This window comes from Pauljensenia sp. UMB6358 (genome assembly GCF_030216865.1).
Taxonomy (GTDB): Bacteria; Actinomycetota; Actinomycetes; order Actinomycetales; family Actinomycetaceae; genus Pauljensenia; species Pauljensenia turicensis_A.
The window spans coordinates 1-17134 of sequence record NZ_JASOMS010000009.1; the positions used below are offsets into that span (position 1 = coordinate 1).

A 17134-nucleotide genomic window follows, 5' to 3' on the forward strand; every position below is an offset into this window, starting at 1 on the left:
CGAATGAACTGCCGACCCCGGCCTCGTCAATAAGCAGTTGGCGCGATCATCACACGAGGACGCATCAATCGCAAGCGATACTAGCGGTCCTCTTTCGCACGCAGGTAACGCGACAGCGACAACTCTGCCACCGAATCAAACAGCAGAATAGCGCCGAGCACACCACCGAACTTCATCCAACCACGACGCGGAGCCTGCGCGCGCGCCGCGAGGGTCAGCAACGTCGTGCCGACGATAGCCTCGGCACCGGCAAAATACTTCACCAGATGCGGACGATCGACAGCGATTGAATGGTAGGACTCCCACAGAGGCTGAGCCGGTGAATCCGGTTCCTTCAGCATGATGTCCACGCTGCGACCGATCGCGTTTGAAATACCGCGAGCCATGTGGAGCTTCGCGCCTTCAACCTCATCGGCATCAATATGCCCCAGCAGGAAGCCCGCAACGGACTCGGGCAGACCAAGCGCCTTCACCGCAGCGACAACAGCGTCATCACCGAACAGGGACGTCGACTTGTACAGATCGTCAACGTTCGACCCGTTCACCGCGTCCGCAATCTTCTTCAAATTCGGACGTTCGCCGACGAGATCCAGGATCTCGTCGTCAACCTCTGTCGGCACATTGTGCGCACCCGGAATGATCTTTGAGTCCATCGCCCAGTTGTGAATAACAACGTGTTCCAAGTGGTCATCCGTGACCAGGAAAATTTGGAACTCATCATCCTGCTTCGACAGGGTTATCAGTGGCAGTTCACCGAAGTTCCAACCGGCTTTTTCAACCGGAAGCTCAGCAAGAAGCAGGCGCTGGCCACCATTGCCCTCAAGATCGGCAAGATCGATACCCTCAAGCGCTGCAAGCAACGGCACCGACGACGCAGGTGTATTACCAATCTCAACGATTCGCGAGGATTCTGCCGGCTCATCGTCATCCAAGTCGTCATCCCACACGTCAGCAAGCGGACTGACCCCTTCGGGAGTATGGTCCACGACCACGGTCGAAATACGGACTTCGCCCTCAAAACGGGATGCAAGCTCTTCGGCAAGATCCTCGATTGTGGGACCTTCAGAAATCGTATTGTCACGAACAATGCCAAGACGACCGTCAGAAACAGCGAAGTCAACGCCCACAAAGTGCGGGGCAGACGGATACCACTCGACTTTCGCTAGGATGGCGCGCTCATGCAACTCATTGATAACGGCCTTGGGATCAAGACCCGCACCGATGATCATGCCTTCAACTGAAGTCCACACCTGGCCCATAGCGACCACCCTTCTTACGTCGAACTGTTCTAATCTCATCACGTTTCACCCGCGTTGTCGCTATCTGAGACACTCTTTCAGCGAAAGCGCGCAAAACTTCCAGTGTGGCCGGACAAAAGTGCGCCCTCACGCATGCGAAACAGGGCTAAACGCGGAAAGGGCCCGCAGCCGTAGCTGCGGACCCCGTCCGTTGATCAGGTAAAAGATCAGGCCATCTTGGTTCCGACGGAACCAAGACGCTGGCAAGCCTCGACGACGCGAGCAGCCATGCCTGCTTCAGCAGACTTGCCCCACGAACGCGGGTCGTACTGCTTCTTGTTGCCGACCTCACCGTCGATCTTCAGGACACCGTCGTAGTTGCGGAACATGTGCTCCACGACCGGACGGGTGAAGGCGTACTGGGTGTCGGTGTCGACGTTCATCTTGATGACGCCGTTTTCGACTGCGAGGGCAATTTCCTCTGCGGTCGAACCGGAGCCACCGTGCATGACCAGGTCGAACGGACGGTTGTTCTTCCAACCAACCTTTGCTGCAACCTCTTCCTGGATGGTGCCCAGAATTTCGGGACGAAGCTTGACGTGACCCGGCTTGTAAACGCCGTGGACATTACCGAAGGTCAGAGCGGTCAGGTAACGGCCGTTCTCGCCAAGACCGAGGGCCTCAACGGTCTTGAGTGCATCTTCGGTGGTTGTGTAGAGCTTCTCGTTGATTTCGCCGACAACACCGTCTTCTTCGCCACCGACAACGCCGATTTCGATTTCGAGGATGGTGTTTGCCTTCTGGGAGAGGGCGAGGAGTTCCTTGGCGATCTCCAGGTTCTCGGCGAGCGGAACAGCGGAGCCGTCCCACATGTGCGACTGGAAGGTCGGCAGATCCTGGGTTGCTTCAATCTCCATGAGCGGGCGGATCCAGGAATCAATATTCTGCTTTGCGCAGTGGTCGGTGTGCAGAGCGATGGTCACGCCGTAGTTCTTGGCGACCTCGGTTGCGTATGCAGCGAGGGCGAGCGAACCGGTGACGCGGTTCTTGATCGTCGAACCGGAAGCGTATTCAGCGCCACCGACGGAAATCTGAACGATACCGTCAGATTCTGCCTCGGCGAAGCCCTGGATAGCAGCGGTAACGGTCTGGGAAGAGGTCACGTTGATCGCGGGGTAGGCAAACTTGCCTTCCTTCGCGCGGTTCAGCATCTCGGCGTAGACCTCAGGGGTTGCGACAGGCACAGGAGCCTCCTATTCGAACGACAGATTTGTCACTGGCTATTGTTCCACACATCGCAAGTTTCATGTGAGGTAGGAAGTCCCTATTTCCTGCACATAAGTGCCTCTAAGGTGGACTTTTGCCCGTGCAGGCAACAAAAAACAGCGTAGTTTTAGCTTCGCCATCCCGGCCTCGCCGATGAGGAACGAGGCCGCGCACATCACTGAAGCGTCAGGCCAAACTGGACGCGTGCGCCCACATCGCGATTGCCGCCGCGTGGCCAACATTCATTGAGCGCGTCGATCCTCGCTGGGTAATGTGGACGATCACCTCGGCAAGGTCGCTCATTTCCTGGCTCAAACCGGAGGATTCTTCGCCGAAAATCAGGCACGCTCGCTTCGGCAGTTCAGTGGATTCCAGCGGCTTGGAGCCCTCCACGTTATCGACGCCGACGAGGCTCATTCCGCGCTCTGCGCACGATCGGGCAAGGTCTTCGGGAGTCTGGCAGTGATCGATCTGCAGGTAGCGGTCAGTCACCATTGCCCCGCGACGATTCCAACGACGACGCCCGACGATGTGGACTCGGCTAGCTCCCAGCGCATTCGCAGTGCGCACGATAGACCCGATATTGAAGTCATGACCGAGGTTCTCGATTGCAACCTCGAACGGGAGCGCATGGGCTGCGATGTCTTCGCGGATCGCGTCCATCGTCCAGTAGCGATACTGGTCTTCAACGTTACGATGATCGCCGTTCTTCAGTAGTTCAGGATCGTACTTTTCATCGGTCGGAAGCTCGCCAACCCACGGACCAACACCGGGCCTGCTTTCAGAAGCAGGCGTGGCCTCGTCCCCCATTGCACCACCGGAGAGCACACGGCCTGGCACCTGCGCACCGCGCTCACCGGCGCTGACGACATCCTGATAATCATTACTCACGGGCATAACGATAGCGTCTTGCATTACATAGCACGCACAAGCGGGGGAAATAATGGCACGATTAAGACATGTCTCCACGTCATGCACTCTTGTCACAAGATGAACACATTGTCCGCCGTATGCGCACGCACTTCAAAGCCATCCTGGGCAATACGCTGGCTGAGCTGGTTCTGATCATTGTCGGCGTCTTCGCGTCGGTCTACCTACCGACTGAGTGGGCGCCCTACAGCCACGAGATCGTCTGGGCAATCGTCATCGTCGCGACATTCCCGATCTTCATCATGCCGTTCATCCGCTGGCTCACCACGACCTTCACGCTGACCACGAAGCGCATCATCACGCGCCACGGCATCATCAATAAGAAGGGTCACGACCTGCCTATCACGCGCATTTCCGACGTAGCAATGGACCGCGACTTTATCGACCGCCTGTTCGGGTGTGGCACTCTGACTCTGCAGACCAGCGCAGACGACCCGCTTGTCCTGCACGATGTTCCGCGCGTCGAATACGTTCAAGTTGAAATCTCGAACCTGCTGTTCAACGACATTCACGGCGCAATCGTCGCAGATCCCGAATAGACCCTTATCCATGTCTTTCCCCGATATTCCACATAGGATAAAGACATGACTGATAACGAAATCGCGCCCAAGGCGCTCACTGACATGCCACCTGTTTCCGCATGGCTTTCCGACATGGACGGTGTTCTGGTCAAGGAAAACCGCGCGCTTCCCGGAGCTCAGCAGTTCCTTGAGGCACTGCGCGCCAAGAACATGCCATTCTTGGTTCTGACGAACAACTCAATCTTCACCAACCGCGACCTGTCTGCTCGACTTGAACGGTCCGGTTTGGATGTTGCCGAGGAGCATATTTGGACTTCGGCAAACGCAACCGCAGCATTCCTGTCGCAGCAGTCACCCAACTCGTCCGCATTCGTGATTGGCGAGGCCGGACTGACGACCGCGCTCCACGGCGCCGGCTACATCATGACCGATCAGGATCCTGAGTACGTGGTGCTCGGCGAGACACGTAACTACGACTTCAACGCGATTACCCGAGCAATCCGACTGATCGAAAGTGGCGCAAAGTTCATCGCCACCAACCCGGACGTCACGGGTCCCTCGGATGAAGGCACACTGCCCGCCACCGGTTCGATCGCAGCAATGATCACCGCAGCCACCGGTAAGCGCCCCTACTTCGTCGGCAAACCGAACCCCGTGATGATTCGCGCAGGTCTGAACAAGATCGGCGCTCACTCTGAGCACGCTGCAATGGTCGGCGACCGCATGGACACGGATATTCAGGCGGGTGTTGAAGCCGGTCTGCGCACGCACCTTGTGCTGTCCGGCTCAACGTCAATCGAACAGGTCGAACAGTATCCATACCGCCCATTCGGAATTCACGAGGGTATTGGTGAGCTGATTGAGCTGGTCGAGGCAATCGCCGGCTGACCGCCTGTTTTCCCTTCTCGGGCTGAATGCTCGAGCTCTTGACGATACTGCCCCCAGCCTGAAGTGAACTGTCCTCCGGAAGAAAACTGAATAAATCAGTCCAACTTCCGGGAGACAGTTCAAAGGTTGGGGGCACTTTCGTATACGGCCGGCTACGGAGCGAGAGATGTGGCGAAAGCGTCCCATCCTCTATGCCCACCTACCGTCACCTCATCCTCTATGCCCACCTACCGTCTAGACTGTGAAGCATGACGAATGACTCTCAAAAAGCCCGCCTGTCCGAACTCGTCAAGGAACTCGCCGTCATCCACGAAAAGGTGACTCTGGCTTCCGGTCGCGAATCTGATTTCTACGTTGATATGCGTCGCGCAACGCTTCATCACGAAGCTGCGCCCCTGATCGGCCACGTCATGCTCGATCTTTTGGAAGAATCCGGTTTCGCTCCGGGCGAAGACTATGTTGCAGTTGGTGGCCTGACCATGGGAGCAGACCCCGTTGCAGCCGCAATGATGCATGCCGCTTCTTCGCGTGGCCTCGACCTTGATGCTTTCGTTGTGCGCAAGGCTGCCAAGGATCACGGCATGAAGCGTCGCATTGAGGGGCCGGACGTGGTCGGCAAGCGCGTGGTTGTCCTCGAAGACACCTCGACCACTGGCGGTTCACCTCTGGAAGCTGCCACTGCTCTGCGTGAAGCAGGAGCCGAGGTCGTTGCTGTTGGAGTCATCGTTGACCGCGCAACTGGCGCTAAGGAACGCATCGAGGCTGAGGGATTCCCCTACTTCTATGCGCTCGGTCTTGAAGACCTCGATCTGGCCTGATTTCACGGTAGGAATCTGATGCGAAATCAACTCTTTCCGGGACGTTGCTCAGTGTGTTTGAGCGCGGTTGCAGGTCTCACGCTTACTCTTGGCGCATGCTCACCATCGCCCAAGGCAAGCCCACAATCTGCCCCCACAGCGCAGTCAATCGGATCTGAGGCTGGAGCGGGGATCTATGCCGATCCTCAATCAACCCAAGCGCTTCCCGAGATGAGCGCTCCTTCAGCGGGCTGCCAAGCGATGGATGACATTCTCGTCCAGGCACTCGAGTCCTTACCTGAAGGACAAGCCTTTACTGAAGCAACAGTCTCAGGCAATTCCACCACTGCAACTACCGCGTGGGCTTCTTTCGTCAAGGCTTTTGCCTCGGCACAAACTGATGCTCTGGTGCAAGCAGGATCGGTGGATTCCACTGGTACTCATGCAACGGAGGCGTTCAAAGCGTACGCGGATGCAAGTGCGCGCCTGTCTGATGGCTCCTTAAACGAATACGTTGATGATCGGGCTGCAGAAGAAGCAATTAAGACCGGGAAGATGCCCGAGTTGAACCCCGAATATGCATCAACTGTGGAGCTCTTCAACTCCGCGCACATCACCTTGACCGACTGTCTTCCGCACTGGCCAATCGTGTTCTAAGACAGAGTTCCAAGGCAGATCTCCAAGGAAAATCTCAAGACCAGTAAAGATCTCAAGACCAGTAAAGACTCTCGCTTCCCTATACTGACGAACGAGGCCCCTCAGTTTCCTGAGGGGCCTCGTTACGTGCCGGCAAACTGGAAAGCTACCGACCTGCTAGATCACGATTCTCTTTACGGGAACGGGCGAATGACCCACGGTGCGGTGTTGGAGTATCCGTAGCTAGTCCACACGGAATCAACACGAGCCGGATTCCCCATCCAGTCGGTGTGGACAACCCGCTCATTACCCAAGTAGAGCGACACATGCGTCACTACGCCACCCGACGTGTAGAAGATCAAGTCACCACGTTGCCTTTGCGACAGCGGAAGATATTGGAATCCGGAGTAGTTGTAGAGCTCCTGCGAGGTGCGATAGTCAGGCCACGCATGCTTGAGCACGTTAATCGGTTGTGGATCAAGGCCACCTGCGTGTAGTGCTTGAAGCACCAAACCCGAACAGTCAAAGCCCAAGTTGTACGGGCCAGCTCCACCCCAAGTGTAGGGCGATCCCACCTGCGCTAAGGCGTAGGAAATCATTGCTTCAATGTGTTCGGAGCGACTTGCGCTAACCGAAACGGTCGGCGCAACTTGATACTGGTCGACATACCAGGAATACCCGGTTCCCATCGCGTTCCATGTGCGCTCATCGACGACGCCCGTTTGTGGCAGGCCCGCTCGACGCTGGAAGTTACGCACTGCCGACATAAAACTACTGTCAACGGACGCCAGCTTCATCGTGTGCCAGATACCTAGGCGCTGTTGAACGATTCTGACTTTCACGCCGTTCATGCCGTAGGTCAGAGTATTGGTAGCCCATCCAAGGGACTGAATTGACATTGTCGGTTGTAGATAGCCGGCAGGAGCTTGGTAGTTGACCCATTGACCCGACGAGAGGAAGTTGTACCATTTCCCGTCGATCGTGCGACCAGCATTCGCCATGATGCCTGTAGACGGTTCCAGGTAGTACCAATCTAAACCAACCCGTTGCCATCCAAGACCGACTTCACCTGAAGGCTTGCGGTAATGCCAGCCATCTGCGCGCTTGTACCATCCGGTCAACATCGCGCCGTTAGATGCGAACTCATAGGAGTTCCCGCCGATAGTTCGCTCGCCTGTCGCCATGATGCCCATAACGGGATCAAGGTAGTACCAATCTAAACCAACCCGTTGCCATCCAAGACCGACTTCACCTGAAGGCTTGCGGTAATGCCAGCCATCTGCGCGCTTGTACCATCCGGTCAACATCGCGCCGTTAGATGCGAACTCATAGGAGTTCCCGCCGATAGTTCGCTCGCCTGTCGCCATGATGCCCGTAACGGGATCAAGGTAGTACCACGTACCTCGATCATTCAACCAACCATGAACTTCATCGCCGAGCGTAGTCGCGTAATGCCACCCATCGGACATCTCAACCCAGCCGGTCTTCATCTTGCCATTGGCATCGAAAGTGTAGGTCCTGCCACCAATTGACTTGGAAGCATTTTCAACCATGACGCCATTTGATGGATCGAGGTAATACCACACCCCATTCAGACCCAGCCAGCCGAGGTACTCGACGCCATTGGAATCAGAATAGCGCCAGCCTTCCTTCAACTTGGTCCAGCCGGTAGACATTGCACCCGAAGAGTTGAACACGTAGGTGGTTCCATTGATCGCGCGTCGGCCGGTCTGCATGATTCCCGTGGACGGATCAAGGTAGTACCACGTACCTCGATCATTCAACCAACCATGAACTTCAACGCCGAACGTAGTCGCGTAATGCCACCCATCGGGCATCTCAACCCAACCGGTCAACATCGCGCCGGAGGCATTGAAGAAGTAGGTTTCGTTTCCCACTTGCTTCTGGCCGGTGACCATCTGTCCCGTTTCAGAATCGAGGTAGTACCACGTACCTCGATCATTCAACCAACCTGTGGTAAGAGCACCAGACGCGGATGCGTAGAACCACGAATCAGAGTTGCGGAACCAGTTACTTGCCATGGTCCCGTTCGCATCGAAGTAGTAGGTGGAGCCGTTAATACGCGCCCACGAGTCTTTCAGGAGCGTCCCATCGGGTTGCTTCCACTGCCAGACGCCGGAGTAGATCCATGAACCTTCAGGGGATTGCAAAGGTTCGTGGGCAGTCGTCTTTTTCGGGGTAGCGACAGGAGCTACGGTTTCAGCTCCTAGAGGTGAAGTACCCTCCTGATTCTGCGGGTTTTCTTGGGGATCGCTCTGGGTTGCGACGGTCAAAGGTGCGCTTTCACCGTTTTCGTCAGCAAACGTGGCGACGTTCGTCGACAGGACAAGCCCAGAGATAACACACGCGCTTGCCAATGTACGCCACGGGACTTGGTGTGAAACTCTCATTGTTCCCCTTGTATTGCAATTCCGTAGATGGCACCAAGATCAGCCACATTGGATTACTAGTAAATACTACTCAGGAATCACCTTATCGAATGGCGCACGTTACTGTACAGCAGCGAATCACGACGAAATGAGCACGTCGACTTCCGGACTATCCAGCACATCGAACAATTTCACGTTCGGGGTTGCGCGGATTTTACGAGGACGACCAGACGTTCAGGAACGCCATACTCCAGAAGCGTCGAAGGAGTAGGTTTTTCCACCAATATTCTTCGAGGTGTTTGCGACCATGATGCCCGTTGAGGGATCCATGTAGTACCAGTAGCCGTTCACGATTGCCCAGCCAACAGCCTCGGCACCACTGGTTGAGGAGTAGTGCCAACCATCGCTCAGACGTGCCCAGCCGGTAGACATTGCACCCGAAGCGTTGAACACGTAGGTGGTTTCATTGATCGTGTGGCGTCCGGTCTTCATGATTCCCGTGGACGGATCAAGGTAGTACCACGTTCCTCGATCATTCAACCAGCCGTAGGTTTCGTACCCGGATGCGTTGAGGTAACGCCAACCGTCAGAGTTTGATACCCAGCCGGTCTTCATCTTGCCATTGGCGTCGAAAGTGTAGGTCCTGCCACCAATTGTCTTGGAAGCATTTTCGACCATGACGCCATTTGATGGATCGAGGTAATACCACGCCCCATTCAGACCCAGCCAGCCGAGGTACTCGACGCCGTTGGAATCGGAATAGCGCCAGCCTTCCTTCAACTTGGTCCAGCCGGTAGACATTGCACCCGAAGAGTTGAACACGTAGGTGGTTCCATTGATCGCGCGTCGGCCGGTCTGCATGATTCCCGTGGACGGATCAAGGTAGTACCAGGTGCCGTTCAGCTTGAGCCAGCCGAAGACGCGGTCACCTAATGCGTCGATGTAGCGCCAACCTTGCGACATGGAGACCCAGCCGGTCTTCATCTTGCCGTCAATGTCGAAGAGGTATAGCTTTCCGTTGATGATCTTCTCCGTGTCTGCGATCATCTTGCCGGTCGTCGGATCAAGGTAGTACCAGGTTTCGCCGAGCTTGAGCCAGCCGGCGGTGTGTAGGGCTCCCGCATAGCCTCCTGAAGGCTGGAAATAGTACCAAGTGCCATCCTCTTTGTACCAACCGGTATTCATCCAGCCTGTTGATTCAAAGTGATAGATGTGCCCATTGATTTTTGCCCAGGTTGACGCAATCTGGAGACCCGTGCCATTGGCAGCCCAACGCCAATCGCCACCAATGTTCTGCCAGTTTCCTCCGGACGGGGCGTAGGGAGTGGTGGAGGTTGTCACCGTTGAAGGGGAGAAAGGATTTACGCCCGACTGCAGGTCCATCTGAGCTGCTTGCGGAATACTTACCCCTGTTGCACTCTGCGCGGAGTCGGCGCTTGTCGCTTTTACTCCGGGAATGATGAGCGCGGCAGCTACGAGGCCAAGCAGAGCCGTTCGCTTCGTCATACGCAGTTTCATTGGCGAGTTCTTCCTTCAATCGACTGATCGTTGATGGGAGTCAACAGACACACGTCGAGCAGACATGTCATTACAGAGTATCGGTGAACAAAATGAGGGAGCAAGAGCTAAACCACATTATTATCACCAATCACATTAGTAACAGTAGCCCCATTAAGTGCTGGTATGCACTCACATATGCGGAACAGCCCGCATCACACGACGCGTCAAAGAACGCGGAGCAAACTTCATCAACGCCATCCCGACCTTCGCAGGAACAGTCGGCGTGACCAACACTTTCCCGCGACGCACCGCGTCAAGGCCAGCAGTCACAACTTCCTCAGGGGTCGCCAAGAACGCACCCGGCATCTCTTCCATATCGACACCAGCCTTTGTAAAGAATTCAGTACGAACCGGCCCCGGCATAACAGCGGTAGCAGTCACTCCCGAGCCTCGTAATTCCTCCGACAGGCCCTCGGTGAACGCAACGACCCACGCTTTATGCGCGGAGTAGGTGCCCGCCCCTGTTCGCGACGCTACCGACGCCGTGTTGATGATGGCACCTCGGTGACGCACGCGCATCGACCGAGCTGCATGATGCGACAACACCATCACCGCACGAACCATGACATCCAAGCCATAGAGCTCAGCATCAAGGTCGTTGTCAGGGAAGGACGTACCTAGCCCGAATCCGGCATTATTCACCAGCAGATCGATGGGCTTCAGAGCCGAAGCGCCCACTTCAGCACCACCCACATCCAGACGCTCAGCGACGCGAGCCAGCTGGTCAGGATTCGCCAAGTCAGCGACAATCACCTCTGCGTTAATCCCCGCGTAGGCGTGAAGTCGCTCCGCAAGCTGGTGCAATGTCGCTTCACTCCGTGCCACCAGGACCAGATCATGGCCACCTGCAGCCAGTTGCCAACAAAACTCTTCGCCAATGCCCGACGTCGCGCCGGTAACAAGTGCAGTTCCCATGAGATAAGCCTACGAGGCAAAGCACGCCATCGTCAGGGACCTTCACCCGCAACTACCGCAGGAGCGAAAAAGACTGACAAACAGGTCTTTGGTGAACAAGCGCGGTCAATCCCTGAACAAGCGCGGACTCAAACCCCGAACAAGCAAGGTCGGAGCCTGCCGGCTAGGGTTTATCCCATGAGATTTGCTACCTGGAACGTCAACTCCATCCGCACCCGCGTCGATCGCGTCATCGCTTTCCTTGAACGCTCGAGCACAGACGTACTGGCGATGCAGGAAATTAAGTGCAAACCCGACCAGTTCCCCGTCGACCAGTTCACCGAAGCGGGGTACGAGGTTCGGATTCACGGCCTGAATCAGTGGAATGGTGTTGCGGTAGCCTCGCGCCTACCGATTCTTAAGGTCGAGGATCATTTCGCGGGCCAACCCGCATTTGGGAATCCTCCGGTTGTGGAGGCTCGCGCACTCGGCGTTACTGTCGAATCGCCCGATAGCTCACCATTCACGATCTGGAGCCTGTATATCCCGAACGGTCGTGAGCTGACCGACCCTCATTACGTCTACAAGCTCGAGTGGCTACGCGTCTTGAAGGAAAACGGTGTGAAGTGGCTGTCTGAGGACCCGAAGGCGCAGATCGCCATGGTCGGTGACTGGAATGTCGCCCCCTTTGATGAGGACGTGTGGGACATGACCGCATTTGCCGACGCCACCCACGTCTCACAGCCCGAGCGCGACGCATTCTTTGCTTTCGCCGATGACGGGTGGGACGAAATCACCCGCGACCGCGTCACCAACTACACCTACTGGGATTACCAGAAGCTACGCTTCCCGAAGAATGAGGGCATGCGCATTGACTTTGTGTACGCCTCCCCCGCGTTGGCGTCGCGTGTGGTTGAGGCTCAGATCGATCGGGATGAGCGTAAGGGCAAGGGCGCGTCGGATCATGTGCCAGTCATCATCGACATTGCCGACTGACCACTTGGGATCAGAACCGCCTTCGCGCCTGACAGTTAGGCATTCACGAGGCCCTGCAATTGGGCGTTGAGCTGCGACCATTGTTCCTTATGCCAGGGGCCGAATTCTTGTGAACCAAGGAACGCTGCGGTCGCGTCGTGTTCACGGTCAACCCAGAGGAACGAGCCTGAGACTCCGAAGTGGCCGAATGTTGTGGCCGGGGCATCTGGGGCGGTCCAGTGCGGGTTCTTCGTTCCCCGGATTTCAAGGCCGAGTCCCCACGGGCACGGGTTATGCCGACCGTATCCGGGGACAACGCCCGCGAGGTTGGGGAACTGCGGGGTTACCGCTTCAGTCGATAGCGCATCGCTGATCAAAGTTGGATGCAGGAGCTCCTGGCCGAGGATCAGCAGGTCATCAATACTTGCTCGCCCAGAGCGTGCGACTGAACCGGGAACGTCCGCCGTTGTCATGCCCAGAGGCTCGATCACGGATTCTTCAATCCATCGACCGATGTCTGTTCCCGTTGCTTCGGCAACCGCATCACCAAGGATCTCGAAACCGGCGTTGGAGTAAACACGTCGTTTTTCGACGCCGAACTGTGCATCGCGAGATTCTGCGGGCAAGCCCGAGGCGTGAGCCAGAAGGTGGCGAATCGTGGACCCTTCGGGACCAGCCGGATCGCCCAAACTGATAAAGCCTCGCTGGACTGCAACCAACGTTGACCATGCCATCAGAAGCTTCGTGACAGACGCCAGCGGATAGACGGTCGACGTGTCACCAACCTTGACCAGGGTCTGTCCCCCAGCATTCAACGCATACGCATGAGCAAAAGGAATATCCATCAGTTCGCTCGTGATCACTGCCATGCGTGTCCCCTTCTGCGTTGTGACGCTCGCTCGATTGTTCGGGCCGTGCTGTTATCGGTGTGCCCCCCTATTCTAAACGCGCCCTTATCGGCCACGAGTTCTGGTGACAAGCGCACGTGTGGGGCGCGCGTTGAAAACCCGCGCCCCACACGGCCTCGTGAATCAATCAGCAGGAGAAGATGTCCGGCTCTTCACCTTCTGCGACTACCTGCATCGACAGAGTCTCCAAGTCTTCGGAAACATCGACGCGAACGGTCGAACCATCGCCAACCTCGCCGGCTAGAAGCATCTTCGCCAGCTTGTCACCGATTTCCTTCTGGATCAGGCGACGTAGCGGACGAGCACCGTAAGCCGGGTCGTAGCCAATCCGGGTCAGCAGACCGCGGGCAGGCTCGGACACGTCGAGCGTGATGCGACGGCCCTCAAGACGCTTCGCGAGCTGGCCGACCATCAGGTCAACAATGCCAGCCAAGTCATCCGCCGACAGCGGGTCGAACATGACCGTCTCATCCAGACGGTTTAAGAACTCCGGCTTGAATGCATGACGCACCGTCTCCATCACCGCATCAGTCTTCATCTCTTGCGTCAAAGACTGATCGGATAGGAACTGCGAGCCAAGGTTCGATGTCAAAATCAAGATCGTATTCCTGAAATCAACCGTGCGCCCCTGACCGTCAGTCAAGCGACCATCGTCGAGAACCTGAAGCAGAATGTCGAAGATCTCCGGATCAGCCTTTTCGACCTCATCCAAAAGGATCACCGAATACGGACGACGGCGAACAGCTTCGGTCAGCTGACCACCCTGCTCGTATCCAACGTATCCCGGAGGGGCGCCGACGAGGCGCGCGACCGAATGCTTCTCGGAGTACTCCGACATGTCGATGCGAATCATCGCTCGCTCATCATCGAAGAGGAACTCCGCCAGCGACTTCGCCAGCTCCGTCTTACCGACACCCGTCGGACCGAGGAACAGGAACGAACCGGTCGGACGATTCGGATCCGCAATCCCCGCACGGGAACGCCGAACCGCATCGGACACCGCCGCGACGGCCATCTTCTGACCAATCAGTCGATGCCCGATCGCATCTTCCATGGTCAGAAGCTTCTCGGTTTCCGTCTGTAGGAGCTTACCGGTCGGGATACCCGTCCAGGACTCCACGACTTCCGCAATCTCAGCCGGCCCAACCTTCTCTGCGATCATCGGCTCGCCGGCTGCTTCATCTTCCGCTTCAGCGTTCGCCTCGGCTTCGCCAATCTGGCGTTCGACCGCGGGGATTTCACCGTTCTGAAGCCTTCCGGCTTCTTCCCAACGATTCTCACGGATAGCAAGTTCCAACTGAGTACGCAGTTCATCCAGCTGAACGCGCAGATCACCGACCTTGTTATGCCCGGCCTTCTCTGCCTCCCAGCGTCCAGTTAATGCAGTCAGCTCTTCCTGCTTATCAGCGAGGTCCGCACGAAGCTTCTCTAGGCGAATCTGGGTCGCTTCATCCGTCTTATCCGAATCAGATTCGGTCAGATAGGATTCTTCCATTCGCAGACGATCCACCTGGCGACGCAACTCATCGATCTCGATCGGGGAAGAATCAAGTTCCATCCGCAGACGAGACGCAGCCTCATCAATCAAGTCGATCGCCTTATCCGGCAGTTGACGCCCCGTGATGTAGCGATCCGACAAGGTTGCCGCCGCAACGAGCGCACCATCGGAGATTGTCACCTTATGGTGAGCCTCGTACTTCGGCGCAATACCGCGCAAGATCGCAACCGTATCCTCAACGGACGGTTCGCCGACGAAAACCTGCTGGAAACGACGTTCCAGAGCCGGGTCCTTTTCAATGTTCTCGCGATACTCGTCCAGCGTGGTCGCGCCAACCATGCGCAGTTCGCCACGCGCAAGCATCGGCTTGAGCATATTGCCAGCATCCATCGCACCTTCAGACCCACCACCGGCACCGACGACCGTGTGAAGCTCGTCGATAAAGGTGATGACCTGCCCGTCAGAGCGCTGGATTTCTTCGAGGACAGCCTTCAGACGCTCCTCAAATTCACCGCGGTATTTCGCGCCTGCCACCATCAATGCCAGGTCGAGAGCAATAAGCGTCTTATCCTTCAGGGATGCCGGAACATCGCCCGCGACAATACGCTGAGCCAACCCTTCGACAACCGCAGTCTTACCCACACCGGGCTCACCGATGAGGACAGGGTTGTTCTTCGTACGACGCGACAGTACCTGCACAACGCGACGAATCTCCGCGTCACGACCGATCACCGGGTCGAGCTTGCCTTCGCGAGCAACCTCGGTCAGGTCTCGCCCGTACTTCTTGAGAGCTTCGAAGCTCCCCTCCGGGTCAGGTGATGTAATCGGATTCGGACGGAGCGTCTTCAGAGCTTCCTCTAAAGCGGTGGGCGATGCCGCGTTGTGAGAAAGAATGGTGCCGGCCTCGCTCTTTGACGCGGCAAGCGCAATCATCAGGTGTTCAGTCGACACATAAGCGTCGCCAGCCTTTTCTGCACGCTTCTGAGCGTCGTTGATGACTCCCATCAGAGCCTGGTCTGCCTGAGCGTTTTGGGCGGTCGAGCCTTGAATACTTGGCAATGCGAGCAGAGCGTTACGCGCTCTCGCGCCGATCGTCTTACGGTCGGCACCGACAGCATCGAGAAGCGCCGTCGCAATTCCTTCGTTCTGAGTCAGCAGAGCATTCAAAAGATGCAGGGGCGTAACTCCCGGGTTGCCAGCTGCCCTGGCTGACTCGAGCGCAGAGCCAATAGCTTCCTGCGCTTTCGTCGTGAATTCGTTGGTCATATTTCCTCCAGTGACGCATTGCGTCGAGATATGGGCACGTGGCGATCCCACGTGCGTCTGCATATATCAACGCTCCAAAGTTGAGTCTATTCCACTCAACTTTATTTTTCTCGCCGAAAACTCAACTTCCGCCCCTTCCGCTTCCCCATTCACGAGGCCAGCTACTCACCCTTAGCTGACAAAGGTGATCTGACAAGCGAAAACCCCGCCCGACACATGCCGGGCGGGGCCTCGTCCATACAAACTGGATCAGGCGGTAGCCACATCCTCACGGCGCGCCATTGCAGCCTCGAAATCCTTCGTCCCCACGAAGATTTCATTCGTGTACGGGTTACGGCCAAGCTTGCGCGAACGGTAGATCACGTAGCCGAGAGCCAGAATGTTGGCAGCCAGAGCGAGAATCGAAACAAACAGGTTTACATTCGGATTATTCACGGACTGAACCGAGAAATTCGAGTAGTCCTGGAACGCGGGAACAACCTGCGCGAACATACACCAGAGAGCCAACGTATTTGCACGATTCTGGATCCAACCACCCTTATTCCAGAAGGCGTTGGCAACCGTCGGTGCAAGAAGCAGGGCAACACCGCAGTACCAGGCGTGAGTCGGCAAACAGTTGTAGGTGTAGCAGAAGTTCCAGAGGTCGTAGGCGACAATGAACACCCACGTCATGTCTGGCCAGAGCATGTCCTGCTTCTTTCGAGAAGCGTAGATACCAAACCAGCCGGTCATCAGGAAGATATTGATCAGACCCGCGATGCCATTGAAGACATTGTGCCAACCGCCCATCAGCGTGACACCTTCGGAGGAAACCCAGGTCGTGCCGAATGCGCGGAACGCCGACTCAAAATCAGAGACAACGGCAATCAGAATGTTGATCGCAACAATAACGAACGGGAAGCACTTGAATGCATGTGAACGACCGATTTTTCCCCAGCCATACTTCAGCATCATGAAGCCAATACAGCCAGCAGTTGCCGCATAGAGCTTCGCATAATGGAACCAGCTATTCATGTGCACGTAGGTCGGGTTATTGAGCGCCCACTCGGCACCCTGTCCAGCACCTACGTAGATCGCAATGAAATAGACCGTCAAAATAGCCGGCAGTACAAGGAAACAGAAGATGCCTCCCGCCTTTGTACGACGCGCGATCTCATTCGCTCCGATGAGCGCAGCGAAAACTAGCACCCATCCAATCCACTGATATGCGGCATGTTCGCCGTAGACCTCGAACAACATTGTTCTTGCCTTCCTTGCACTCACAGGACGCTGAGTCGTGACACGGACTCAAGAAATGAAGGTCCACCCTTCGGGGTCAAGATCCAGATTCAAAGCGCGCGCCACTACAGATATGAACTGACTCACAC

The 17134-nt window shown here is 56.4% G+C and carries 14 protein-coding genes; 5 read left to right on the forward strand and 9 right to left on the reverse strand.

Features of this window, described 5'->3' with window-relative positions:
• Positions 1 to 80 precede the first annotated feature (80 nt).
• From QP381_RS06930 to QP381_RS06940, 3 genes are all read right to left on the reverse strand, one after another.
• A complete protein-coding gene (locus QP381_RS06930; protein ID WP_285068171.1) occupies positions 81 to 1259 on the reverse strand; it encodes a hypothetical protein in 1179 nt (392 codons plus the stop codon).
• 206 nt (positions 1260 to 1465) lie between these two features.
• On the reverse strand, positions 1466 to 2482 hold the full coding sequence (gene fbaA / locus QP381_RS06935; RefSeq protein ID WP_006680244.1) for a class II fructose-bisphosphate aldolase: 1017 nt from the start codon (positions 2480 to 2482) through the stop codon (positions 1466 to 1468).
• A gap of 208 nt (positions 2483 to 2690) precedes the next feature.
• Positions 2691 to 3314 carry a TrmH family RNA methyltransferase gene (locus QP381_RS06940; RefSeq protein WP_050998773.1) on the reverse strand — a complete coding sequence of 208 codons (624 nt, stop codon included), beginning with the start codon at positions 3312 to 3314 and terminating at the stop codon, positions 2691 to 2693.
• Between the two features lie 149 nt (positions 3315 to 3463).
• Here QP381_RS06940 and QP381_RS06945 point away from each other — a divergent pair, with 149 nt between their 5' ends.
• From QP381_RS06945 to QP381_RS06960, 4 genes are all read left to right on the forward strand, one after another.
• Positions 3464 to 3973 (forward strand): PH domain-containing protein, encoded by a 510-nt coding sequence (locus QP381_RS06945; protein ID WP_285068172.1) that lies wholly within the window; start codon positions 3464 to 3466, stop codon positions 3971 to 3973.
• A 45-nt stretch (positions 3974 to 4018) separates the two neighbouring features.
• Positions 4019 to 4843, forward strand: a complete 825-nt coding sequence (locus QP381_RS06950) for an HAD-IIA family hydrolase (protein WP_006680247.1) — start codon at positions 4019 to 4021, stop codon at positions 4841 to 4843.
• Between the two features lie 248 nt (positions 4844 to 5091).
• Positions 5092 to 5661, forward strand: a complete 570-nt coding sequence (pyrE, locus tag QP381_RS06955; RefSeq protein WP_006680248.1) for an orotate phosphoribosyltransferase — start codon at positions 5092 to 5094, stop codon at positions 5659 to 5661.
• Between the two features lie 18 nt (positions 5662 to 5679).
• Entirely contained in the window at positions 5680 to 6297 is a 618-nt protein-coding gene (locus QP381_RS06960) for a hypothetical protein (protein WP_285068175.1), read from the forward strand.
• 173 nt (positions 6298 to 6470) lie between these two features.
• Here QP381_RS06960 and QP381_RS06965 read toward each other — a convergent pair whose 3' ends face one another.
• The 3 genes from QP381_RS06965 to QP381_RS06975 all read right to left on the reverse strand — a co-directional run bounded on the left by QP381_RS06965 (position 6471) and on the right by QP381_RS06975 (position 11141).
• Complete coding sequence (locus QP381_RS06965) at positions 6471 to 8687, reverse strand: NlpC/P60 family protein (RefSeq protein ID WP_285068177.1); 2217 nt, start codon at positions 8685 to 8687, stop codon at positions 6471 to 6473.
• A gap of 213 nt (positions 8688 to 8900) precedes the next feature.
• Positions 8901 to 10184, reverse strand: a complete 1284-nt coding sequence (locus QP381_RS06970) for a hypothetical protein (RefSeq protein WP_006680252.1) — start codon at positions 10182 to 10184, stop codon at positions 8901 to 8903.
• A 171-nt stretch (positions 10185 to 10355) separates the two neighbouring features.
• Positions 10356 to 11141 carry an SDR family NAD(P)-dependent oxidoreductase gene (locus QP381_RS06975; RefSeq protein WP_006680253.1) on the reverse strand — a complete coding sequence of 262 codons (786 nt, stop codon included), beginning with the start codon at positions 11139 to 11141 and terminating at the stop codon, positions 10356 to 10358.
• 177 nt (positions 11142 to 11318) lie between these two features.
• On the opposite strand from QP381_RS06975, the gene QP381_RS06980 reads away from it, so the two are divergent.
• Positions 11319 to 12116 (forward strand): exodeoxyribonuclease III, encoded by a 798-nt coding sequence (locus QP381_RS06980; RefSeq protein WP_006680254.1) that lies wholly within the window; start codon positions 11319 to 11321, stop codon positions 12114 to 12116.
• Between the two features lie 35 nt (positions 12117 to 12151).
• Here QP381_RS06980 and QP381_RS06985 read toward each other — a convergent pair whose 3' ends face one another.
• The 3 genes from QP381_RS06985 to QP381_RS06995 all read right to left on the reverse strand — a co-directional run bounded on the left by QP381_RS06985 (position 12152) and on the right by QP381_RS06995 (position 17006).
• The gene (locus tag QP381_RS06985; RefSeq protein ID WP_006680255.1) at positions 12152 to 12964 is read right to left on the reverse strand and encodes a serine hydrolase domain-containing protein; all 813 of its coding nucleotides are present in this window, start codon (positions 12962 to 12964) and stop codon (positions 12152 to 12154) included.
• A 166-nt stretch (positions 12965 to 13130) separates the two neighbouring features.
• Positions 13131 to 15767 (reverse strand): ATP-dependent chaperone ClpB, encoded by a 2637-nt coding sequence (gene clpB / locus QP381_RS06990; RefSeq protein WP_285068180.1) that lies wholly within the window; start codon positions 15765 to 15767, stop codon positions 13131 to 13133.
• A 249-nt stretch (positions 15768 to 16016) separates the two neighbouring features.
• Complete coding sequence (locus tag QP381_RS06995; RefSeq protein WP_006680257.1) at positions 16017 to 17006, reverse strand: DUF5692 family protein; 990 nt, start codon at positions 17004 to 17006, stop codon at positions 16017 to 16019.
• Positions 17007 to 17134: the final 128 nt, after the last annotated feature.